The organism is Adhaeribacter sp. (assembly GCF_057359045.1).
Genome location: NZ_JBMQUD010000098.1, coordinates 1 through 22,666, shown reverse-complemented (window position 1 = coordinate 22,666; position 22,666 = coordinate 1). Strand labels below are relative to the sequence as shown.

Genomic DNA, 22,666 nt, shown 5'->3' with positions numbered 1-22,666 from the left:
ATATCAATAAAATAAATTATCTGTCTGTTACACAACCTTCTGATGCCGACGACACCAACTTGGCGTACTTATATAAAATACCCGTATTTTTGCGCAAAGGCCGCGGCTGCCAGGCCGCTTTCCGGCGGGCAATTTCTTCTGCGCTCAAATCTACTTCCAGGCGATTGTTCACGGCATCAATGGTAATTTTATCGCCATCCTGAATTAAGCCCAGCATACCGCCCACGTGGGCTTCCGGCGTAATGTGGCCTACCACAAAACCGTGGGTACCGCCCGAAAAACGGCCATCGGTAATTAATGCCACCGATTTACCTAAGCCGGCTCCCATAATTAAAGAAGTAGGCTTCAGCATTTCCGGCATACCGGGACCGCCTTTTGGCCCTTCGTACCGTATTACCAGCACATCGCCGGCTTTTACTTTACCCGATAATATACCGTCATTGGCCTCAAACTCACCGTCGAACACCACGGCTGTACCGGTAAATAATTCGCCTTCTTTGCCCGTAATTTTGGCTACCGCTCCTTGCTCGGCCAGGTTGCCGTACAAAATCCGTATGTGGCCAGTCTCTTTAATGGGCTGATCTAATGGCATAATTACATCCTGGCCTTCGGTCATGTCGGGTACGTTTGCCAGGTTTTCGGCTATGGTTTTACCAGTTACGGTTAAGCAATCGCCGTGCAGCAAGCCGGCTTTTAACAACATTTTCATTACGGCCGGAATACCGCCAATCTGGTGCACGGCTTCCATGTGGTATTTACCGCTAGGTTTCATATCGGCCAATAAAGGCGTTTTATCACTAATGCGCTGGAAATCGTCGATGGTAATATCTACCCCGGCCGTGCGGGCAATGGCTAGCAGGTGCAGTACCGCGTTGGTTGAGCCGCCTAATACGGTTACCACCACCATTGCATTTTCAAAAGCTTTTTTCGTCATGATATCCAGCGGCTTGATATCTTTTTCCAGCAGCTGGCGGATAGCTATACCAGCCTGCACACATTCTTCGCTTTTCTCCGGGCCAATAGCGGGGTTAGAAGAAGAGTAAGGCAAGGCCATACCCAATGCTTCGGCCGCTGAAGCCATGGTATTGGCCGTATACATACCTCCACAGGCGCCTGCTCCCGGACAAGCGTGTTCTATCACGCCTTTAAAATCTTCCGGCGAAATGGTACCGGCATATTTTTCGCCGAGAGCTTCAAACGCCGAAACAATATCTAATCTTTTATCCGTGAATTTACCGGCCGCATCGCAGTAATTACCCGAAGCAATGGTACCGCCGTACACCATAATAGATGGGCGGTTTAAGCGGGCAAAGCTAATTAGGGCACCGGGCATATTTTTATCGCAACCTACTACGGCAATTACCCCGTCGTAACTCTGGGCATTTACTACGGTTTCAATAGAATCAGCAATAATATCGCGCGAGGGCAAAGAATAGCGCATGCCCGGCGTACCCATCGAAATACCATCGCTTACGCCAATGGTATGAAATATTAAACCCAATACATCATCGGTGCTGTTAACCCCATCTTTCACCAGTTTGGCTAAGTCGTTCAGGTGCATATTGCAGGGATTGCCATCAAACCCGGTACTTACCACTCCTATCTGGGCTTTTTGTAAATCGGCGTTAGAAAGGCCTATAGCGTGCAACATGGCCTGGGCAGCCGGATTGGTTTCTTCCTGGGTAACCAGGTAACTGTAGCGGTTTAATTTAGTACTCATGCGTATGGGTAAAAAGGTTTAATTCTTTAACTTCTATTCAGCCATTTATTTCCCGAGCACACCTTTAAAAAAAAGCGCCACTCTTTCGGGAATGGCGCTTCTACAATATTTTAAAACTAGATCACACCATCAACCGCTTAGCATCAATAATGACGCTAAAAATAATTCGGCTTAGAATGACGCTGCGAAAGTTCATGTTCCGGTTGGCTCGGTAAATGCTTTAAATTGGGGCGCTAAGTAATTAATTATTTAGAACAAAACAAAATATAAATTTTAATTTCAAAGGTAATTTTTCATATTGGCACCCGCAAATCCACTGCTTTAGCCGGTGGGCCTATTATTTTAAAAAATTAAAAATATAGAGGCAATTAACCGTCTTGGTTTTAGATTTTTGTTAATGGGCGCTTGCATAATTTATTTACAACAACTACAACGGTGGTAAAATATTAGCTTTTAAATTTGCCCGTGGCAAAAAAATAAAGCCGATAGCTTACAGCAACATACAAAATTATTATACATGGTAGTTCTTAAATTTGGCGGTTCTTCGGTAAGCACCCCCGAAAATATTTTAAAAGTCCTGGAAATTGTACGGTCGCATGCTTCTATAAAACAACTGGCCGTAGTAGTATCGGCGTTTGGCGGCCTTACCGACCACCTGCTGCATACCAGCCGGCTGGCCGAGCGCGGCGACGATACTTTTAAAGAGGCATTGGTTAAAATAGAAGAACGGCATTTAGCGGCTATTAAAGAGCTGATTCATGCCAAACGCCAGAGCTCCATTGTAGCCAACGTTAAATTTATATTAAATGAGCTCGAAGATATTATGCAGGGTGTTTTCCTGGTAAAAGAGCTCAGCCCCAAAACCCTGGATTTTATCTTGAGTTTCGGCGAACGGCTGTCGTCGTATATTGTGGCCGAAGCGTTTAAAGAAAATGGCTTACCGGCTACGGCCGTAGATTACCGGAACTTTATTATTACCGATAACAATTTTGGTAACGCCCGGGTAAATTTTGAACTGACCAACGCCAATATTCAGCAATATTTTAACGGCAACGGCGAGTCTCTGGCAGTGGTACCGGGTTTTATCTCCACTACCGATAACGGCACTACCACCACTTTAGGGCGCGGGGGCTCAGATTATACCGCCGCCATAATTGCCGCTGCCATTGATGCCTCTGACCTGGAAATCTGGACCGATGTGAGCGGCATGATGACCGCCGATCCGCGCCGGGTAAAGAATGCCATTCCCATCGACGAAATGTCGTACGAAGAAGCATTGGAGCTTTCTTACTTTGGAGCTAAAATTATTTATCCGCCTACCATCCAACCGGCGTTAAGCAAGCATATTCCTATCCGGCTGAAAAATACTTTTGTGCCTACTGCGCATGGCACGGTTATTACCCACCAGCCCCGCCGCAGCGAGGCGCCGGTAAAAGGTATTTCTTCTATCGAAAATATTACTTTGCTCACGATATCGGGCAGCGGCATGGTGGGTGCTACCGGCGTTGCCATGCGCTTTTTTGGGGCTTTGGGCCGCAAAGGCGTAAACGTAATATTAATTACCCAAGCTTCATCGGAGCACTCTATTAGTGTGGGCATTAACCAAAAAGATGCTATCCGGGCGCAGCAGGCCGTAGAAGAAGAATTTACTTTAGAAATGAAAGCCGGCATTGTGGATCAGGTACAACTGGAAAGCGATTTGGCCATTGTAGCTTTAGTAGGCTCTAATATGCGAAACTCGCCGGGTATTGCGGGTAAACTGTTCAGCGCCTTGGGCCGCAACGGCATCAATATCAGCGCCATTGCACAGGGAACCTCAGAGCTTAATATCTCTTGCGTAATTCAGAAGAAAGACGAAGAAAAAGCCCTGAATACCTTGCACGAGGCATTTTTCCTGTCCGAAACCAAAACCCTGCATTTATTTGTGGTGGGCACCGGCACCGTGGGCGCTACTTTATTAAACCAAATCAGTAGCCAGGCAGCCAATTTATACAAGGCCCATAATATTGCCTTGCGGTTAGTGGGCTTATCCAATTCCCGTAATTATTTGTTTAATGAAGCCGGTATTCCGCTGGATTCGTGTCAGGAAGCGCTTAAAAACTCGACCGAAGCCTCCAGCATTGATATATTTGTGAACAAAATGCTGGAGCTTAACCTGCCCAATACCATTTTTGTTGACTCTACCGCCAGTGCCGAGGTAGCCGCCGTGTACCAGACATTGCTCGATAAAAGTATATCTATTGTTACGCCTAATAAAATTGCAGCTTCGGGCAATTACCATAATTACCGGCAATTAAAAGCATTAGCTGCCAAACGCGGTGTAAAGTTTTTGTTCGAAACCAACGTAGGCGCCGGCTTGCCTATTATTAGCACCCTAAACGATTTAATCCGCAGCGGCGACACCGTGTTAAAAATTGAAGGAATATTTTCTGGCACCATGAATTATTTGTTTAACACGGTAAGTGCCGAGAAAAAACTCAGTACCGTAGTGCAGGAAGCCATGGATCTGGGTTACGCCGAACCTGACCCGCGCATAGATTTAAGTGGTAAAGATGTAGCCCGGAAAATATTAATTCTGGCCCGCGAAACCGGCGAAAACCTGGAACTGGAAGATGTAGCCATTAAACCATTTTTACCGGCCAACTGCCTGCAAGATGGCCCTATGGATGAATTCTGGGCAAACCTGCGGGCTTACGAAGATACCTTTGAAGCCCAACGCGCCGAACTGGAAAAACAAGGCAAAGGCTATCGTTTAATTGCCTCCTGGGAAGCCGGCAAAGCCCGCATAGAACTACGCGAAATAGAAAAAGGCCATCCGTTTTATTCGGTAGCCGGTAGCGATAATATTATTTTATTTACCACCGAGCGCTACAAAGTACAACCCCTGATTATTAAAGGCTCGGGGGCCGGTGCCGAAGTTACGGCGGCCGGAGTATTTGCCGATATTATCCGAATTGCGAATTAGTTATTAGTTATTAGTGGTTAGTGGTTAGTTCTGGAGGGGTTAAAATCCAACCACTCCCACCCTTCCTTAGCTAAGGCGGGGAGTTGGTCTAACTGGTAATTAGCTACAAGTTAATTTAAGGTAGATGTACTGGAGATGGTAAATTTTTAATATTGCTCATTATGTCTGCTGGCGCGAGCGTCCCGCTCGTGTCTATTTCCCGCCGGCCTCTGGCCGATGAATTTTAAGATAAAATTGGCCGGAGGCCAGTTAAATACAAGGCACGAGTGGGGCGCTCGCGCCAGAAATGCAGAATAAACGCAATGGGAAATATCCTATTGCAGCCGAAAGCGTAATCTTGCTCCCCTCCTAAGTTTAGGAGGGGTTGGGGGTGGTTGTTTTATCCCCAGAACAAAAATATAAACCAGAAGCACAACCTTCTGGCATAAATAAATGAAAGAAAGTATCAGAGTATTTTCGCCGGCAACGGTAGCCAATGTGGCCTGTGGTTTTGATGTACTGGGCTTTGCCCTCGAAAACCCCGGCGACGAAATAGAAGTACGTCCGCGCAATGAACCGGGCTTTACCGTCATCAACAAAACCCCGGATACGGTTTTCCCGAGCGACCCGAACAAGAATACGGCCGTTGTTTCCCTAAAAGCTTATTTGGAGCATATCAACTCCGATCAGGGCTTTGAAATCACTTTTCACTCCAAAATAAAACCCGGCAGCGGTATTGGTTCCAGCTCGGCGAGTGCGGCCGCCAGTGTTTTTGCGGTAAACGAATTACTGGGCCGGCCTCTGGCACAAGCCGATTTGGTGCAATTTGCCATGCAAGGCGAAAAAGCCGCCGCTGGCGTTGCCCACGCCGATAACGTAGCGCCGGCCATTTTGGGTGGTTTCGTGCTGGTGCGCAGCTACAACCCACTGGACATAATCCAGATTCCTTACCCCCAAGAGCTGCACTGCACCATTATTCACCCGCAAATTGAGGTAAAAACCGAAGATGCCCGTAAAATATTAAAGAAAGGCATTACCCTGAAAGACGCCGTAACCCAATGGGGCAACATTGCCGGCCTGATTGCTGGTTTAATGAAAGGCGATTATGGCCTGATTGGCCGTTCGTTAAAAGATGTAATTATTGAGCCAATCCGCTCTACCTTAATTCCGGGTTTCGACCAGGTAAAGGAAGCAGCACTGGCCCACGGGGCTTTAGGCGCCAGCATTTCGGGTTCGGGCCCGTCTATGTTTGCCCTGAGCAGTTCCTTAGAAACCGCCCAGCAAGTAGCCCTGGCCATGACCGACACGTTCAGCAAATTTGAAATTGAAAACCACAGTTATGTGTGTAAAATAAACAAGCAAGGGCCCAGAATTTTGTAGATTTCAGTAATTAGTTGTTAGTTAAAATGCTCACAACTGGTTTACAAATAATCAGGATTAAAGCGAGTAGCAGTCGCTAATAAGAAATTAAAAATAGATAACCTTAGTTATTTTTTTTCCTGTTTTACCATAAAAACTAAAGACTAATAGCTAACAACTTACAACTAAAAATGTCTTTTTACAGCACGAATAAACAAACCCCGGTAGTAAGCCTGAAAGAGGCCGTAGTAAAAGGTTTGGCCGACGACAATGGCTTGTTTATGCCTACCCATATACCGCAATTACCAACTTCTTTTTTCCAGAATATTCAGAACTTAACCTTACCCGAAATTGCGCTGGAAGTAGCTGCAACGCTGCTGAAAGATGAAATTAGCCGGGAAGATTTGCGGAATATTGTGGAAGACAGCCTGAACTTTGATATTCCGGTGGTTAAGGTGCACGACAATATTTATTCCCTGGAATTATTTCATGGTCCTACCTCGGCTTTTAAAGATGTAGGTGCCCGCTTTATGGCGCGTTTGCTGGCCCACTTTACCCAAGGCAGCCAGAAACAACTTACCGTACTGGTAGCCACCTCCGGCGATACCGGCAGCGCGGTAGCCAATGGCTTTTTGGGCGTACCGGGTATTAACGTGGTTATCTTGTACCCCAGCGGCAAAGTAAGCGATATCCAGGAAAAACAGTTAACCACGTTGGGCCAGAATATTACAGCTTTAGAAATAGACGGCACCTTCGACGATTGCCAGTACCTCGTAAAAAAAGCTTTCCTGGACAAAGACCTGAACCAGAAACTGCAACTCACCTCGGCTAACTCTATTAATATTGCCAGACTTATTCCGCAATCTTTTTATTACTACTACGCCTACGCGCAGGTAAAAGAGAAGGGGCAAGAAGTCGTTTTCTCGACGCCAAGCGGTAACTTTGGCAATATTACCGGCGGTTTGCTGGCCAAACGTATGGGCTTACCGGTGTATAAATTTTTGGCCGCTACCAACCGCAACGATATTGTACCGGAATATTTGCACACCGGCCATTATTTGCCGCGCCCGTCGGAGCATACCATTTCCAACGCCATGGACGTGGGTAATCCCAGCAATTTTGCCCGCCTGATGGATATGTACGGCAACTCCCTGGAAAAAATGCGGGAAGAAGTAATTGGTTACCGGTTCTCCGACGACGAAACCCGCCAGCTCATGCAGGAAGTTTACCAGCAATACAACTACATGCTGGATCCGCACGGCGCTATTGGCTATGGTGCCCTCCGCGATTACTTAAAAGACAAACCCAACCTAACCGGTATTTTCCTGGAAACAGCGCACCCTGCCAAATTTATCGACATTGTTGAAGAAACGATTGGCCGGAAAATAGAAGTACCCGAAAATTTAGCACAACTGCTGCACCGGCCAAAAGAATCGGTAAAAATGAGCCAAAATTACAACGACCTAAAAGAATTTATTCTGAGTCGCGTTTAGGTACACAAATTAAAAAAAACAGATTTCTGTTTACAATTAATGCAAGAGTTCCTAACTTGTAAAAATATCTTTATTTAATACTTTAAATTTTTAATCTTTATACCTATCATCATGAACAACGATAAGGTCTATATCTTTGATACCACGCTGCGCGACGGCGAACAGGTTCCCGGCTGCCAGTTGAATACCCGCGAAAAAATAGAGGTAGCTCTGGCCCTGGAAGAACTAGGGGTAGATATTATCGAAGCCGGTTTTCCTATTTCCAGCCCCGGCGATTTTACTTCTATTGTAGAAATTTCCAAAGCCATTTCGGAGCCCGTAATTTGCGCCCTTACCCGGGCCCGCAAAGAAGATATTGATGTTGCCGTTGATTCTTTAAAATTTGCCAAGCGCAAACGCATTCATACCGGTATTGGGGCATCGGATATGCACATTCAGTATAAATTTAACTCAACCCGCGAAGAAGTACTGGAGCGGGGCGTTTGGGCTGTGCAATATGCCAAGCAGTTTGTAGAAGACATTGAATTTTACGCCGAAGATGCCGGCCGCGCCGATTTGCCTTTCCTGGCTCAAATGGTGGAAGCCGTAATTGCCGCCGGCGCTACCGTGGTAAATATACCCGATACGACCGGTTATACCTTACCCTGGGATTACGGCCAGAAAATTAAATACCTGAAAGAAAACGTTAAAAATATCGACAAAGCTATTATTTCGGTGCATTGCCACAACGATTTAGGCTTGGCTACCGCCAACTCCGTAGCTGGGGTTATGAATGGTGCCCGCCAGATTGAGTGTACCATTAATGGCATTGGCGAACGCGCCGGCAATACCTCTTTGGAAGAAGTGGTCATGATTATGCAAAGCCACAAAGAGCTTAACCTAAGCACTGGGGTTAACTCAAAGCGTATTTACCCGGTTAGCCGGTTGGTATCGCGGTTAATGCGCATGCGGGTGCAACCGAACAAAGCCATTGTCGGCGACAATGCGTTTGCGCACTCGTCGGGTATTCACCAGGACGGCTTCCTGAAACACCGCGAAACTTACGAAGTAATCGACCCACATGATGTTGGGGTAGATAACTCTAAAATTGTATTAACTGCCCGTAGTGGCCGCGCCGCCCTGAAACACCGCATGGAAAACCTGGGCTATTTTATTTCAAAAGAAGAGCTGAATGAAATTTATAAAGACTACCTGGTGTTAGCAGATGAAGTAAAGGTAGTAAACGACGAACACTTAGCTGAACTTTACCAAAAAATTGAGATAAAAAAGGAGAAGGCCGGTATAAAAGCTTAATTCAGAATGGAATCCGATAAGAAAACATTATTTAAGAAAATTTGGGATGCCCACGTGGTAACCAGCATTGAAGATGGTCCGGATGTATTGTACATCGACCGCCACTTGATTCACGAAGTAACCAGTCCGCAAGCTTTTGCGGGCTTAGAAAAACGCGGTATCGGCGTATTCCGGACCCAGAACATACTGGCTACCGCCGACCACAACGTACCTACCAAAGATCAGCATTTGCCTATTGCCGAACCACTCTCCCGGTTTCAGGTAGATAAACTTACCGAAAACTGCGAGAAATTTGGCATTGAGCTATATGGCCTGGGTCACCCTTTTCAGGGCATTGTACACGTAATCGGGCCGGAACTGGGCGTAACCTTACCCGGCATGACCATTGTGTGCGGCGACAGCCATACCTCTACCCACGGCGCATTTGGCACTATTGCTTTTGGTATTGGTACTTCTGAAGTAGAGCAGGTTATGGCTACGCAATGCTTAATGCAGAGCAAGCCCAAAACCATGCGCATCAATATCGAAGGCGATTTGCACCCCGGCGTATTATCGAAAGATATTATTCTGTATATTATTTCTAAAATCTCGATGGGCGGCGCTACCGGTTACTTTGTGGAGTACGCCGGTTCGGCCATCCGTAGCCTGAGCATGGAAGCCCGCATGACCATCTGCAACATGAGCATTGAGATGGGTGCCCGCGGAGGCTTAATTGCCCCCGACGATATTACGTTTGATTACATTAAGGGCCGCGAATTTGCCCCTAAAGGCGAAAAATTTGCAGAAGCAGTAGCTTACTGGCGCACCCTCTTTACCGACGAAGGCGCTACCTTTGATGTAGAATATACCTACGATGCCGCCGACATTACCCCGATGATTACCTACGGTACTAACCCTGGTATGGGTATTAAAATTAACGAGCATATCCCAACAATAGAAGATTTAAAAGAAGAAAGCGGTAAAGCTTCTTTCGAAAAGTCTTTGGCGTACATGGGCTTTAATGCCGGCGACACCTTAATTGATAAACCGGTTAATTACGTGTTTATTGGTTCCTGCACCAATTCCCGCATCGAAGATTTACGCTTGGTAGCCGATTTTGTAAAAGGCAAGCGCAAAGCACCCAACGTAAACGCCATGATTGTACCGGGCTCGAAACAAGTAGAAAAACAAGCCATTGCCGAAGGTCTGGACAAAATATTACTGGAAGCTGGTTTTGAACTGCGCGAACCCGGTTGCTCGGCTTGTTTGGGCATGAACGAAGACAAAGTGCCCAAAGGCGAATATTGTGTTTCCACGTCTAACCGGAATTTTGAAGGCCGCCAGGGACCAGGCGCCCGCACCATGCTGGTAAGTCCGTTAACGGCTGCGGCCACTGCCATTACCGGCAAAATAACCGATGTTCGTGAACTTTTAAACGCTTAGCCCAAATGGAAAAATTTGTAAAGATAACCGCAACGGCCGTTCCGTTACCCATCGAAGATATTGATACCGACCAGATTATTCCGGCGCGTTTCCTGAAAGCCACTACCCGCGATGGCTTCGGCGATAACCTCTTCCGCGACTGGCGTTATGATAACCAGAATAATCCTAAGCCGGATTTTATCCTGAACAACCCCAACTATAGCGGGCAAATATTAGTAGCCGGTAAAAACTTTGGTTGCGGTTCCAGCCGCGAGCACGCTGCCTGGGCCATTGCCGATTATGGTTTTAAAGTAGTTATTTCCAGCTTCTTCGCCGATATTTTTAAAGGCAACGCCCTGAATAATGGTTTACTGCCGGTACAAGTTTCCGAATCATTCTTAGCCACCGTATTCGAGCATATTTTTGCCGATAAAAACACGCAATTAGAAGTAGATCTGGAAGCCCAAACCGTAACCATTGCGGGTACCAATATTTCGGAAAAGTTCGAAATTAACCAGTACAAAAAGACTTGCTTAATTAACGGCTACGACGATATTGATTATTTATTAGCCCTGAAAGATAAGATTGAAGCTTACGAGAAAACCAGCAAATATTTGAGCTTAGTTAATCAGGAGCAGGAAATTGAAGCTTAATTTTTAAGAATATATTATAGATAGAAAAGCCAGTTCAGATGAACTGGCTTTTTTTGTTCTATTCCATTTTACAGTATATTGTATATAGGTAATATTGATAGAATATTTTCTAGAACAACCGTGATGGATTAAATACTTTTATTAGATACTTTGTCCATTTCATTTTTATGAAATAATCTAAATACTAGCTGGTATTAATCACTTTTTACATTTTATGGTTAAAAAGAAAGGGCTGCTATCTTTATGATAGCAGCCCTTTTACATTCGGTTAATTTCTAGTAACCCGGGTTCTGTGTTAACCCTGGTTCCACCCTTAAGCTATTGGCATGAAATGGCCATAAATAATTATGGGGCTGGAATGAGCGGTCTTCAATTTTTAAGGAAACAAGCTCTCCATTCACCTTCGTGGTGTGTCCTAAGGCGGGTTTGTTTAACACATCCTCTGCTATTTTCCACCTGATGATGTCGTCATAGCGCAGGCCTTCTCCGGCTAACTCAATCCTTCTTTCATTTCGGATTAAATCAAGCCATTGCTGCTGATTATAACCAGTGTATGGAGATAAAGTCACATCCGCAAATTTCATGTCCAGGCCGGCACGCTGCCGCACCTGGTTGATGCAGCTTTTTGCTAAATTATCCACATCATTCATCATGATTTTTGCTTCCGCATAGGTTAATAATACTTCTGCATAACGCAAAAGCGGGAAATCCATATTACCACCCGACCTGAAAGCATCGGCATCGGAAACAAATTTTCTAAACCAATAGCCTGATTTACTTGCCCGTAGATTCTGATAATACATAGGGCTGCTTTGGTTATAAATATTAATCACTTCGCCGGAAAAGACATTTCCATGGCCCATAATAGACGCGGCATAACGCGGATCACGGTTCAGATTAGGATTTAGTTCATACTCTTCTTTTGTATGAAGCGGGCTGTTGTCAATGCTGTGCCCTTGTAAAGTCCAGTAAGAATCAACTAAAGATTTTACAGGAACAATGTAAGACTGCCCGTTACCTGTTCTGAAATGCGGCCCTAAATCCCGGAAGGAATTGCTGGCGGCATTACTCCGGCTTTCCTTGTTAAAGTGCATGATGAACTCCTTGTTATTGGCGTCGGCCACGTACTGAAACAAATCACCATACTTAGGATGCAAAGAGTACTTTTTACTGTCCATTATTTCTTTAGCCAACTTGGCTGCCAGTTCATAACGGCCATTGTAAAGTGCATACCGCATGGTTAAAGCCTTCAGAGAATTGCGGTTAAACATGTACTTGTCAGTCGTATACTCGTCTTCCGGCAGCTTATTTGCAACTTCCTCCGCTAATGGGAATAAAATATTCAATATCTCCTCTTTGGGTTTTGCCGGCTGTGTGGCCTCGGCTAAACTAGCAGGTTGCAAAAAAAACGGCACATCTCCCCAGCGGAAGGTTAATTCAAAGTAATGCCAGATCCGTAATGCCTCCAGTATGTTTTTGTATTTAGTCCGGATAGCTTCATCTTGTACATAAGGCACATCAGCATTAGCAATAAAGGTATTTAACCTACCTAAGTGCTTCATGTGCAGTTCATAATAAAACAAGAAGGCGGGGGTATTGCTGTTAATGTTTCCGTTGGCTATTTGCTGATGATGATGGCCTTCTACGCGGCTATAAGCATTATCAGATTTGCCATCTCGCATATAAAACATCATTTGATGGTTATTAGCAGTTGTGAACACATCTACATAACTGCTGTACACCACGCGGCGCAGGTCCTCTTCGGTATTAAAGAATTCAACAAACGATGTGGCGGTAGGGTCGGTTTTATCCAGCCAGCTTTCGCACCCTACCAAGCCCACTGACAAGGACAGGACTACGCATAATTTCTTTATATTTAACTTTCTCATTTCTGTTAATTTTCTTTTTAGAATATCAATCCTCTTACACCTAAACTAAAGACGGCCATTCTGGGGTAATTACCATTACCACCGTTTCTTTCTGGCTCAAGACCTTCCCATTTGGTAAAGGTGAAAGCATCCTGCGCATTGATATATACCCGAACGTTTTTAATGTTATTGCCCAGTTTTGGTATGGTATAGCCCAATTGAAGCATTTTGATCCGGAAGAAAGAGGCATCACTTAACCAAACATCGCTTAAAACGGCATTGGGACTGGTACCTGTCCAAACCCGTGGGAAGCGGCTGTTCTGGTTTTCAGGGGTCCACCGGTTTTGCATATATTCTACCCGCGGAACACCCAAGTTATTGTTTGTTCCATCTACTAAGATAGGATAGCCTTCCATGCCGCCCAAGCGGCCGGTGCGCTTACCAACACCTTGGCCCAGTACGCTGAAATCAAAACCTTTATAACTTAAATTCATGTTAACCGAGTAATTTAAATGTGGGAAGGGGTCTCCCAGATTAACTTTGTCCCGATCATTGATAACACCGTCGCCGTTTTGATCTACGTATTTGATATCGCCCGGAAGGGTGTTAGGTAATTTGGCAGAGGTTGCATTAACATCTTCTTTATCTCTAAAATAGCCGTTGCTCTGGTAGCCAAAGTAGTTATCAATGGCAATGCCGCGGTACCAAAGCTTGTCGTTGTTGTCTTTAAAGATTAACGTGTCTGACGTAGTGTAACCTGCTTTTAATACCCGGTTGGTGTTGTCAAAAAGCATCCCGCCAATGCTATAAGATAATTTACCTATTTTATCACTCCAGTTGGCAGAAACTTCCCAGCCTTTATTTTCTACTTCCCCAATGTTAATGGAGGAGGTTAGGTAGTACGATCCGGTAAGGGGAGGTACCGGGAAATCAGAATAAATCAGGTCATAGGAGTGCTTGTTATACACTTCAGCGGTTAGGTTCAGTTTGTTTTTTAAAGTGGTAAATTCAACCCCTAAGTTAGATTGCTTTTGTTTTTCCCATGAGAATAACGGATTAGGAACCCGCATGGTCCAACCCCAGGTGTTTACCACTTCCTGCCACAGGTAAGGGTCTACGTTTTCATTACCAATTAAACCATAAGAGTAGCGGAATTTCAGGTTATCTACAATACCACTCTTTTTCAGACCGGCCAAGAACTTTTCATTATGCGCATTCCAGGCAATGGCACCAGAGGGGAAGAAACCCCAGCGGTGTCCCGGAGAAAATTTACTGCTGCCATCCCGGCGGCCGGTAACCTCTATCAGGTAGCGCTCATCAAATGAATAGTTAAGCTTAGAAAAAAACGAGGCTTTGGTTACCTCGCGGTAGTCGGTGTAGTTATAGTTCATTACTTCAGAACCAGCTACCAGGTAGAGTTTGTCTTTTGCGCCCCGCAGGTCGCGCTCGTAATTAATATTGGCACGGGCCGTAATCTGACCCGAACTTACCCCTTGTTCAGCGGCAACGGCATTGCCCCAGGTAGTAACGGGTTTTCCATCGCCATCAAAAAATTTAAAGGTTTCTCTTTTAGATTTATTTGCCGATTTATTGATTACATAAGAAACATTACCATCAATACGCAGGTTGTTGTTAATAAAGTAGCTTGGTCTTAAGTTAATGGAACTCCGGTCGTGCAGTGCATTCCAGGACCCACCGTGGTTGATAGAAGCGACAGGGTTCATGTTATTATGCAGGATGTAATGATCTTGCCGGTCAGATTCGTAGAAAACGCTTTGGGTAGGATTCATTCTCTGGGCAATCTGGTATAATCCGTGCCCATCGTTATTTGCATTTAACCGGTTTACTTGTAAGCGATGTGCATAGAAATCGGCCAGTAAAACAAATTTATCCGCAATATTAATATTGGTGTTAAACCGGGTGCTGAATTTATTGGTACCCTCGAAGTTGTTTAACCCATTTTCTTCTAAGTAGCCAACCATTAAACTGAAAGTACCCACACCGCCACCGCCTGAAATATTAGCCGCCGTATTGTGGGAGTACGCCTGTCTTTCCATAACCTCACCTAACCAATCGGTATTAGGGGTTAATCCTTGGCTGGCTTTGGTGATGTCTTCCTCGGTGTAGAGCTGTGTTTGTCCCTGCATCGATCTTGCCTCATTGTTGAGGCGCATATAATCGGCCGAACCTACCAGGTTTGGTAAATCTATTGGTTTGCTAATGGCAGCCCAGGAATGCAAATCTACTTTAAACTGGGTAGTTGTACCCCGATTGGTTTCAATGATAATTACACCGTTGGCACCGCGTGAGCCATACATAGAGGCAGAAGCCGCATCTTTTAGTACCGTAATGCTTTTAATCTGGTTGGGGTCGATATCGGTCAGCGACTGCTCCATACCATCAACGATTACCAGTGGTGAAGCATTCTGAAGTGTACTGATACCCCGGATGGAAATAGATCCCGGAACGCTTCCGGGTAAGTTATTGCCCTGGGTCATGGTAACACCCGCAATAGTACCGCTAAAAGCTTCTTCTAATTTTGCCACCGGACGTGTTTTTACCTTTTCCACGTCTAAAACAGATATAGAAGAGGCAAGGTGCTTTCTTTCTACCTCGTTATACCCAACGATAACTACCTCGTTTAAACCAACACTCTTTTCCTCTAATACTATATTAATACTGGTTTTACCTTTTGTACTTACTTCCTGGCTATTAAAGCCTGTATAGCTAAACATTAAGGTTACATCTCCTTCCGTATTAATCTGAAAGGCACCCGCATTATCCGTAATAGCTCCTACATTCGAGCCTTTAACCAAAACAGAAACTGCCGGAAGTGGCGTTCCCTGCACATCTTTAACAGTACCCGTAATTGTTTTGTGTTGGGCGTGTAAAGAAAATGCTGACAATAAAAATGTCAGTAAAAATATAAACTTAAGATTATACATCTTTCTTCAAATTATAGGTTTTAAAATCAACTGCTCATATCCCTTAATAATATTGTCACAGTTATAATATCAATTCTTTAAGAGTCTGTTTGCATGTCTATTTTTAACTATAATCCTCCTTTCTTTTCATGTGTTCAGGGCTTTTTTAAAATGAGGCTGCTTTAAAGTGCTTTTATTTTTATTAAAAAAGTACAATAACTAAAACATAGTTTGTTTACTATGTATTTTTCTATTTTTTCTTAAGCTTCTTTAATGGGTAAGTTCCCAAAGGTTCTTTTGCTGTTTAGTGCCTCAAAAAGGGAATATCAAGAACAGTACAAACTATCACCTGTAAAAGAACAGATGCTTTTACCAAAATCTTCTAAGGATTATTCTATGCATTTCCACTAGAATTGAACTGGATAACAATGTATGCTCTTGATAACATTAAATAATAATTGGCTTTCTTTTATTCATAATTTAAGATAAGACATAAAGATGCCTTAGCAATTGAGTTAAATATGCTTAAATATGTTAGTTTTTAATTTAATTAAAAAAACTTTATCTATTTTTTTTTAAAAGTAAGCATCTATATTATAAGAATGTAGCCTTTTATTCCACGAATATTTTTAACATGTCCTAAAATCTAACCTATTCATAAATAAGTAAAGCGAACAGGCAAGTTGTCGCACTAAAGCAAACCAAAATGCCGTAAAAAGATCAAAATTCACATAGAAGCAAATAGCTGCGCCATCGAGCAATTTGAGATAGGAATTAAGAAATCAGAAGTATGCAGGGAAATAGATAGTTCAGAGACCACCTTCTGCAATTGAAAAATAAGATGGATTAGGACTGTCCGAACTACGTAATTTTATTAACTGGAGGAGGAGAACTTTATGCTTAAGTAACAGGTGGCAAACCTGAACTTTAACGAGACTAACTTACGTTTAGCGGACCTAAAAAAACTCTGAAGAAATTTCAGTTATGGGACTTACCTAATAGCTAACCGATTAATACTACGTTTCCATTACAAAGGCTTGTAAGCCGAAGATATTCTGCCACTCTGCTTAATATTATTTTAGTGCAAAAGACAGCTCAGCGATCAGGAAGCAGATGCCAGGGATTGTCCGGGTGTGGGTACAACACGGTTTTGCCGGTTCATTATCTTACTCCGGCAGAGGGCAAGAAATTCAATTCAAGGCACACCTTGCCGCTACAAAGTGGCTAGAATGAACCTTAGGATAAATTGATCCAGACATATTCAAAACCACCGCCCCCGGACCGCCCATAGCTCTCTACTGAACTTAAGTACCAGTCTATGAACGATGGTATTGATTAACTCTTGGATGTAAGAAGTTCTTAATACCAGGTAAAGAAAACAAAAAAGCAGCCTTTATATTAAAGACTGTCTTTTATCCCTTACGAAATTATTAAAACTAGTAAGCACCGCTTGAACCGCCACCACCAGTTGTTCCTCCGGTAGCAGTACCACCTGAAGTGGTTCCGCCCAATCTTGTGCCGCCAGTAGTGGTACCGCTAGTGGTTGTTCAGCCGGTGGAGTGCCTGAATTGGTACTATCGGTTAGCAGGACAAGGTTTAGCCATTTAAATAAACAGCTATTATCGGGCTGCAAAACCAAGTAGCGAATAATTTTATACTGGAAGAAATATTATAGAAATATTAATTGAGAAAGAAAGAAAGAATAATTACGCTTAAACAACAGTCAAATAGTTAAGAGCTTAAGCAAAAGCATCCTGCCCCGGGCAATACTACAGAAAGCAGAGCTGCTGCTACAGGTGGCATTAAGGATTTATGCAAGAAAGTTAGTTACCAGAACCCGTAGTGGCTTTTCTTAAAATATTGATAAAATAAAAAAGGCAACCAGCTTGCCTGGTTGCCCTTTTTATTTTATCAGGTTTCAGATTATCTCCCACCGGTTGTAGTACCGCTAGTTGAACCGCCACCAGTAGTCCCGCTGGTTGTGCCACTAGTAGTACCCACTGTGGTTCTGCCGGCAGTTGTTCCGCTGGTAGTACCTCTGGTGCCACTAGTAGTGCCAGTAGTAGTTCGGCCAGCGGTAGTACCGCTAGTTGTACCAGCCGTTGTGCCGGTAGTGGTTCCTGTGCGGCCGGCAGTAGTACCCGTGGTAGTACCAGTTGTAGTTCCGGTGGTTGAGCCGGCAGTAGTACCTCTGGTTGTACCGGCTGTGGTACCAGAAGTAGTCATACCCGCAGTAGTGCCAGTGCGCCCAGCGGTAGTACCGGCTGTGGTGCCAGTAGTGCTACGGCCGGCCGTAGTGCCACTGGTAGTGCCGGTAGTACTGCGGCCAGCGGTAGTGCCGCTAGTTGTGCCCGTAGTGCTACGCCCCGCCGTGGTGCCGGAGGTTGTACCCCGGCCAGCAGTAGTGCCCGAAGTTGAACCAGTTGTAGTTGAACCACTAGTTGTAGATCCAGATGTACCGCCAGCAGTAGTTCCGCCGGTAGTTTGTGCTGGTTTATCAAAGTCTTTTGTATGGTTATTTGTAGAGGCGGCAATAAGGGATGTTGATGAGAACATCAAAGCTGCAGCGAAAGCCGAAATCCAACCTTTTTTCATAAATTTAATTTATTTAAGTTTAAAGAAAACTAACAGCCTACTTTTACGCATATTCCAGAAAATATGGTTACCAAATTAATCTGGAATAAGTACTTATTTTTCATTTCAAATAATACATACAAGCCTTAAAACAGCCTTACCCCTTCTTTAAAGGTAGCTTTTTAGCCGAAACAAATTTTAATATTAGCTTAATTCTCACCAGAAATTAAGTATTTAATCTTACTTTTAAAAATATAATTTTATCTATATACCACTACTATATATTGCTGCTAACCTCCGTAATATTTGCAAAGCAAGGCAATCAATATTAACTGTTTTCAGAGATTAATATTTAGGAAGGCGTCAGATTAGGGTTCAACTTAACTCTGCCCTTCCCTTTTCCAGACAACTTTTTTTGTTACTAATGAATAGTAAAGCGCGTTATAACTAACTTTTGTTGTCATAAACTTTCTGAAGGTGTTACTACAGCCTTAATGTAACAAATAGCTGTTCCGGCAAAGCTTAACAAAACCAGCACTTTATTTAAATAAGCGGGGTATTATACCTGTAGTTAGATTTAGCAGCATAAATTGTTACGCCACTAGCTATTTACAAACAAATTTCTTCTGGCCTTATCCAGAACGAACTCTAATCTATAAATATACAGTAGCCAATACACCTATAGCGATGTAAATACTTAAATAACATCAACTTATACGTAATTATTAAACAATATTGAACCACTACCCGCGCAAGATTGTAATTTCCGCAGTTCGCAGAGAATAACTAAATAAACCAATTAAAACTATGTTAAAGGATATTTCCTTTTTCTATCAGAACCAGGAAGATTTAAACAAAGGCTACAGCGGCCGTTACATTATTATTAAGAATGAAACTATTCTGGGCGATTTTTGCAGTTGGCAGGAAGCTTCTTTAAAAGGCCTGGAATTATGTAAGGATGATGCCTTTTTTATTAAATATTGCGCACACAAAAATCCCCAAACTTTAACTATTGTTTAGGTCCTTTTAACCAGTATTGCCCCAAAGTGACATCCTTTAAGCTTATAAACTTTTATCTATAGGCTGCACGCTACTACTAATTCCTTTTACTTCTGGTTTATACTTTAAATATTTAGAATTGATTAAGGAACAACTACGCCAAACAATTAAGCCTGTAGTTCTAACTAAATATTAACCGAACCATGTACCCGGTGAAATTAAATTAACGAAATTGCGGTTAATAAATAAAGACATGATATTATTCTGCAATGGAGCTTACAAAAGAAGAATTTGACCATACAATTCAGGAAACGGTAGATAATTTATTGGTGGCCATGGCCGAACATGGCGAAATAAATCCGGAGAAGTTTTATAGCATGGCTTGCATTCTGGAAAATCTGGCTTTTTTTAGCCCGGTTATTTACGGGATTATGCAAACTGCTAAAAAGCAAAATTAAATATTTAGCTATCGGCAAAGCCGTTTATCTATTTTTACCGGGGCCGCTAAACTATATATTCTCATTTGGACCCCGGAGAAAAAGCGCCGCTAAACATACTTTAACTGCCTCGCTCCTTTTTTACTAAGGTAAAATAAAATCCTAAATACTTTATCGGGAAAGAATATTATCTGCTGCATTTGCTATGCCCAAGCTAATGGCTAACGCTTTCCTTTTAGCTGGTAAGTGCTTTTTTCAAGAATAATTTACCTTATATTATTATCTTACAACGTGTTTGTGCAGCGCCTTTATTTTTGTGCAAATGCCGGTCATTCATTCACCACAAAGCTTTAAAGTATGCCCCACCCTTTACCCAAAATAATATTTAAAATATATTTGCCAGCTGTGGTCTGCGGGCTGTTTTTATTATTACCGTTAATAAGTGTGGCCCAGGCAAATAAAAAAGCGGCGGTAAACGGCAAAATACTCGATGCCCAAACCGGTCAGCCACTGCCCTATGCCACCGTGCGGCTTTTTAAAAACTCCGGTAATGGTTTAGTGAGTGGAAATATTACCAATGAAGCCGGGCAGTTTACTTTAGATGCGCCCTTAGGCGAATTCTACGCCTTAATAGAATTTATGGGTTACAAAGCTTTAAAATCGCCCATCTTTAACTTAACCAACGATAAACCAGACCATAATTTAGGCACTTTAAAGCTGGAAACTGCTGCGGCCAAAACCCTGAACGAAGTGGTGGTGCAAGCCGAAAAAAGCAGCATGGAATTATCACTAGATAAAAAAATATTTAATGTAGGTCAGGATTTAGCCAATGCCGGCGGCTCGGCCACCGAAATATTAAGCAATATTCCGTCGGTTTCGGTAGATGCCGAAGGCAACGTAAAACTGCGGGGCAGCGAGAATGTCCGGATTTTGATCGACGGAAAACCATCGGGCCTGGTTAGTTTTAAGGGCGGCAGCGGGTTACAACAATTGCAGGGTAGTTTAATCGATAAAGTAGAAATTATTACCAACCCCTCGGCCCGCTACGAAGCCGAAGGTATGTCGGGCATTATAAACATTGTTTTAAAAAAAGAGCGTAAAAATGGCTTTAATGGTTCTTTTGAAGTTATTGCCGGCGAGCCTACCAATTACGGAGGGGCCGCTAACCTAAATTATCGCCATAACAAAGTTAACTTTTTTATAAACTATGGCTTGGCTTACCGCATTACGCCCAGTGTTGGTTCGCTTTACCAAGAACTACTTGCCGATAATACCGCCTCTTTTTTAAGGCAAAATTACAAAACCAAGCTACAGGGTTTTAACAACAATATTCGCGGCGGACTGGATTTCTTCTTTACCGAAACCAGCATCCTAACGGCATCTTACCTATTTAGGCGGAGCGATGTAAACCGCATCCGGAATATTCGCTACGAAGACTACGTGGCTGGCCAATCGCTGCAGAGTTATACCAAACGCAAACAAGACGAAGACGAAGATGAAGTTAATGCCGAGTATGCGCTTACTTACAAAAAAACGTTTGCCCGCCCCGGTCAGGAGCTAACCGCCGATTTCCGGTTTTTAGATTACTGGGAAAACTCCGACCAAATTTATACCCAAGACACGTACTCGCCGGAGGGCAACCGCGATATTTCTCAGTCTTTATACCAGCGGTCGATAAACGATGAGTACGAAAAACAATACCTGACCCAAGTAGACTACGTGCAGCCTTTTGGCGAAGGTGGCAAACTGGAGGCTGGCTTGCGCAGCAGCTTTCGTGATATGGTAAACGATTACTTAGTAGGCAACCAGGACGAGAACGGCGTAATAACCCCGCTACCCGGCTTTGATAATTATTTTATTTACGACGAGAATATTAACGCCATTTACGGGATACTGGGTAATAAAACCAAAAAACTATCGTACCAGGTGGGCTTGCGCGCCGAACATACCGATGTAAAAACCACTCTGCGCGAAACAAACGAAGTAAACCCGCGGCGTTACACCAATTTATTCCCGAGTGCGCATTTCACCTATAATTTACCCAAAGAGCACGCTTTGCAAGTAAGTTACGGCCGACGGGTGCGGCGCCCCGTTTACAACGATTTAAGCCCCTACTCTACTTTATCCGATAGCCGGAATGTAAATACTGGTAACCCGAACTTAAACCCGGAATTTACCCATGCCTTTGATTTTGGACACATTAAATATTTTGATAAAGGTTCGCTTTCGTCTTCGTTGTTTTACCGGCACTCTATTGGCCGTATTGCTACCATCCGGCGGGTAAATACCCAGGGAGTGGCTAACTTACGCCCCGAGAACCTGGAAGCCGAAGACGCTTTTGGCGCTGAATTTACCGGTTCTTTTACCCCGGTAGTCTGGTGGAAATTAGATCAGAGTTTTAACTTTTTCCACTCAATTATAGATGGCAGCAACTTCGCAGAAAACTTTAGTACCGATACCTACAGTTGGTTTACCCGGCACACTTCCCGGTTTTCGCTCCCCAAAAATATTGATGTGCAGTTGCGCGGCAATTACGAAGCGCCGCAAAAAACACCTCAGGGCAGTCTGAAAGCTTTGTATTACCTGGATTTAGGCCTTAGCAAAGATTTTATGAATAAAAAAGGTACTATTACCCTCAATGCTCTCGATTTGTTTAACACCCGCATTACCCGGGCCATTTACCGGGGCACCGACCTGGACGGGGTTACTTTTTATACTAGCAGTAAGAACCAACCCCGCCGCCGCCAGGTAAACCTTACCATTAGTTACCGCCTGCACCAGAATGCCCCAACAAGCAAAGCCAAAACCCTGAGTCCCGACTAACTATATATTTATAAGTAAGTGGTCAGTTGCAAATTTTTAGAATAAAGAATTTTAGCTCTTTACATAAATAAATAATGTAAAATATTTTTTTGTTACTTAATAACAAAAAGCCCCAAATCAGGTTTATGCTGGTTTGGGGCTTTCTTATTAGCAGCCTTGTTAAATATAAGCTTTCTGG

At 43.6% G+C, this 22,666-nt stretch carries 13 protein-coding genes; 9 read left to right on the top strand and 4 right to left on the bottom strand.

Annotation, left to right across the window (positions count from 1 at the left end; translation table 11 throughout):
- Positions 1 to 16: 16 nt before the first annotated feature.
- The gene (ilvD, locus tag ACO1R6_RS15270; RefSeq protein ID WP_486265798.1) at positions 17 to 1,720 is read right to left on the bottom strand and encodes a dihydroxy-acid dehydratase; all 1,704 of its coding nucleotides are present in this window, start codon (positions 1,718 to 1,720) and stop codon (positions 17 to 19) included.
- A 517-nt stretch (positions 1,721 to 2,237) separates the two neighbouring features.
- On the opposite strand from ilvD, the gene thrA reads away from it, so the two are divergent.
- The 6 genes from thrA (at position 2,238) to leuD (ending at position 10,863) form a co-directional block, all read left to right on the top strand.
- Positions 2,238 to 4,685 (top strand): bifunctional aspartate kinase/homoserine dehydrogenase I, encoded by a 2,448-nt coding sequence (gene thrA, locus ACO1R6_RS15265; RefSeq protein WP_486265797.1) that lies wholly within the window; start codon positions 2,238 to 2,240, stop codon positions 4,683 to 4,685.
- Between the two features lie 432 nt (positions 4,686 to 5,117).
- Positions 5,118 to 6,044 carry a homoserine kinase gene (locus tag ACO1R6_RS15260; RefSeq protein WP_486265796.1) on the top strand — a complete coding sequence of 309 codons (927 nt, stop codon included), beginning with the start codon at positions 5,118 to 5,120 and terminating at the stop codon, positions 6,042 to 6,044.
- A 170-nt stretch (positions 6,045 to 6,214) separates the two neighbouring features.
- On the top strand, positions 6,215 to 7,516 hold the full coding sequence (gene thrC, locus ACO1R6_RS15255; protein WP_486265794.1) for a threonine synthase: 1,302 nt from the start codon (positions 6,215 to 6,217) through the stop codon (positions 7,514 to 7,516).
- A 111-nt stretch (positions 7,517 to 7,627) separates the two neighbouring features.
- On the top strand, positions 7,628 to 8,809 hold the full coding sequence (locus tag ACO1R6_RS15250) for a 2-isopropylmalate synthase (protein ID WP_486265793.1): 1,182 nt from the start codon (positions 7,628 to 7,630) through the stop codon (positions 8,807 to 8,809).
- 6 nt (positions 8,810 to 8,815) lie between these two features.
- The gene (gene leuC, locus ACO1R6_RS15245) at positions 8,816 to 10,231 is read left to right on the top strand and encodes a 3-isopropylmalate dehydratase large subunit (protein ID WP_486265792.1); all 1,416 of its coding nucleotides are present in this window, start codon (positions 8,816 to 8,818) and stop codon (positions 10,229 to 10,231) included.
- Positions 10,232 to 10,236: 5 nt separating this feature from the next.
- The gene (gene leuD, locus ACO1R6_RS15240) at positions 10,237 to 10,863 is read left to right on the top strand and encodes a 3-isopropylmalate dehydratase small subunit (RefSeq protein WP_486265791.1); all 627 of its coding nucleotides are present in this window, start codon (positions 10,237 to 10,239) and stop codon (positions 10,861 to 10,863) included.
- 275 nt (positions 10,864 to 11,138) lie between these two features.
- On the opposite strand, the gene ACO1R6_RS15235 is transcribed toward leuD, so the two are convergent.
- The 3 genes from ACO1R6_RS15235 to ACO1R6_RS15225 all read right to left on the bottom strand — a co-directional run bounded on the left by ACO1R6_RS15235 (position 11,139) and on the right by ACO1R6_RS15225 (position 18,250).
- Complete coding sequence (locus ACO1R6_RS15235) at positions 11,139 to 12,752, bottom strand: RagB/SusD family nutrient uptake outer membrane protein (RefSeq protein WP_486265790.1); 1,614 nt, start codon at positions 12,750 to 12,752, stop codon at positions 11,139 to 11,141.
- 17 nt (positions 12,753 to 12,769) lie between these two features.
- Positions 12,770 to 15,637: a SusC/RagA family TonB-linked outer membrane protein gene (locus tag ACO1R6_RS15230; protein ID WP_486265789.1), complete on the bottom strand. Its 2,868-nt coding sequence runs from the start codon at positions 15,635 to 15,637 to the stop codon at positions 12,770 to 12,772.
- A 1,941-nt stretch (positions 15,638 to 17,578) separates the two neighbouring features.
- Positions 17,579 to 18,250, bottom strand: coding sequence for a hypothetical protein (locus ACO1R6_RS15225; protein WP_486265788.1), 672 nt, complete (start codon positions 18,248 to 18,250; stop codon positions 17,579 to 17,581).
- Between the two features lie 786 nt (positions 18,251 to 19,036).
- Here ACO1R6_RS15225 and ACO1R6_RS15220 point away from each other — a divergent pair.
- From ACO1R6_RS15220 to ACO1R6_RS15210, 3 genes are all read left to right on the top strand, one after another.
- On the top strand, positions 19,037 to 19,249 hold the full coding sequence (locus tag ACO1R6_RS15220; protein ID WP_486265787.1) for a hypothetical protein: 213 nt from the start codon (positions 19,037 to 19,039) through the stop codon (positions 19,247 to 19,249).
- 248 nt (positions 19,250 to 19,497) lie between these two features.
- The gene (locus ACO1R6_RS15215) at positions 19,498 to 19,686 is read left to right on the top strand and encodes a hypothetical protein (protein ID WP_486265786.1); all 189 of its coding nucleotides are present in this window, start codon (positions 19,498 to 19,500) and stop codon (positions 19,684 to 19,686) included.
- A 336-nt stretch (positions 19,687 to 20,022) separates the two neighbouring features.
- Positions 20,023 to 22,488 (top strand): TonB-dependent receptor, encoded by a 2,466-nt coding sequence (locus ACO1R6_RS15210; RefSeq protein ID WP_486265785.1) that lies wholly within the window; start codon positions 20,023 to 20,025, stop codon positions 22,486 to 22,488.
- The last annotated feature ends 178 nt before the right edge of the window (positions 22,489 to 22,666 follow it).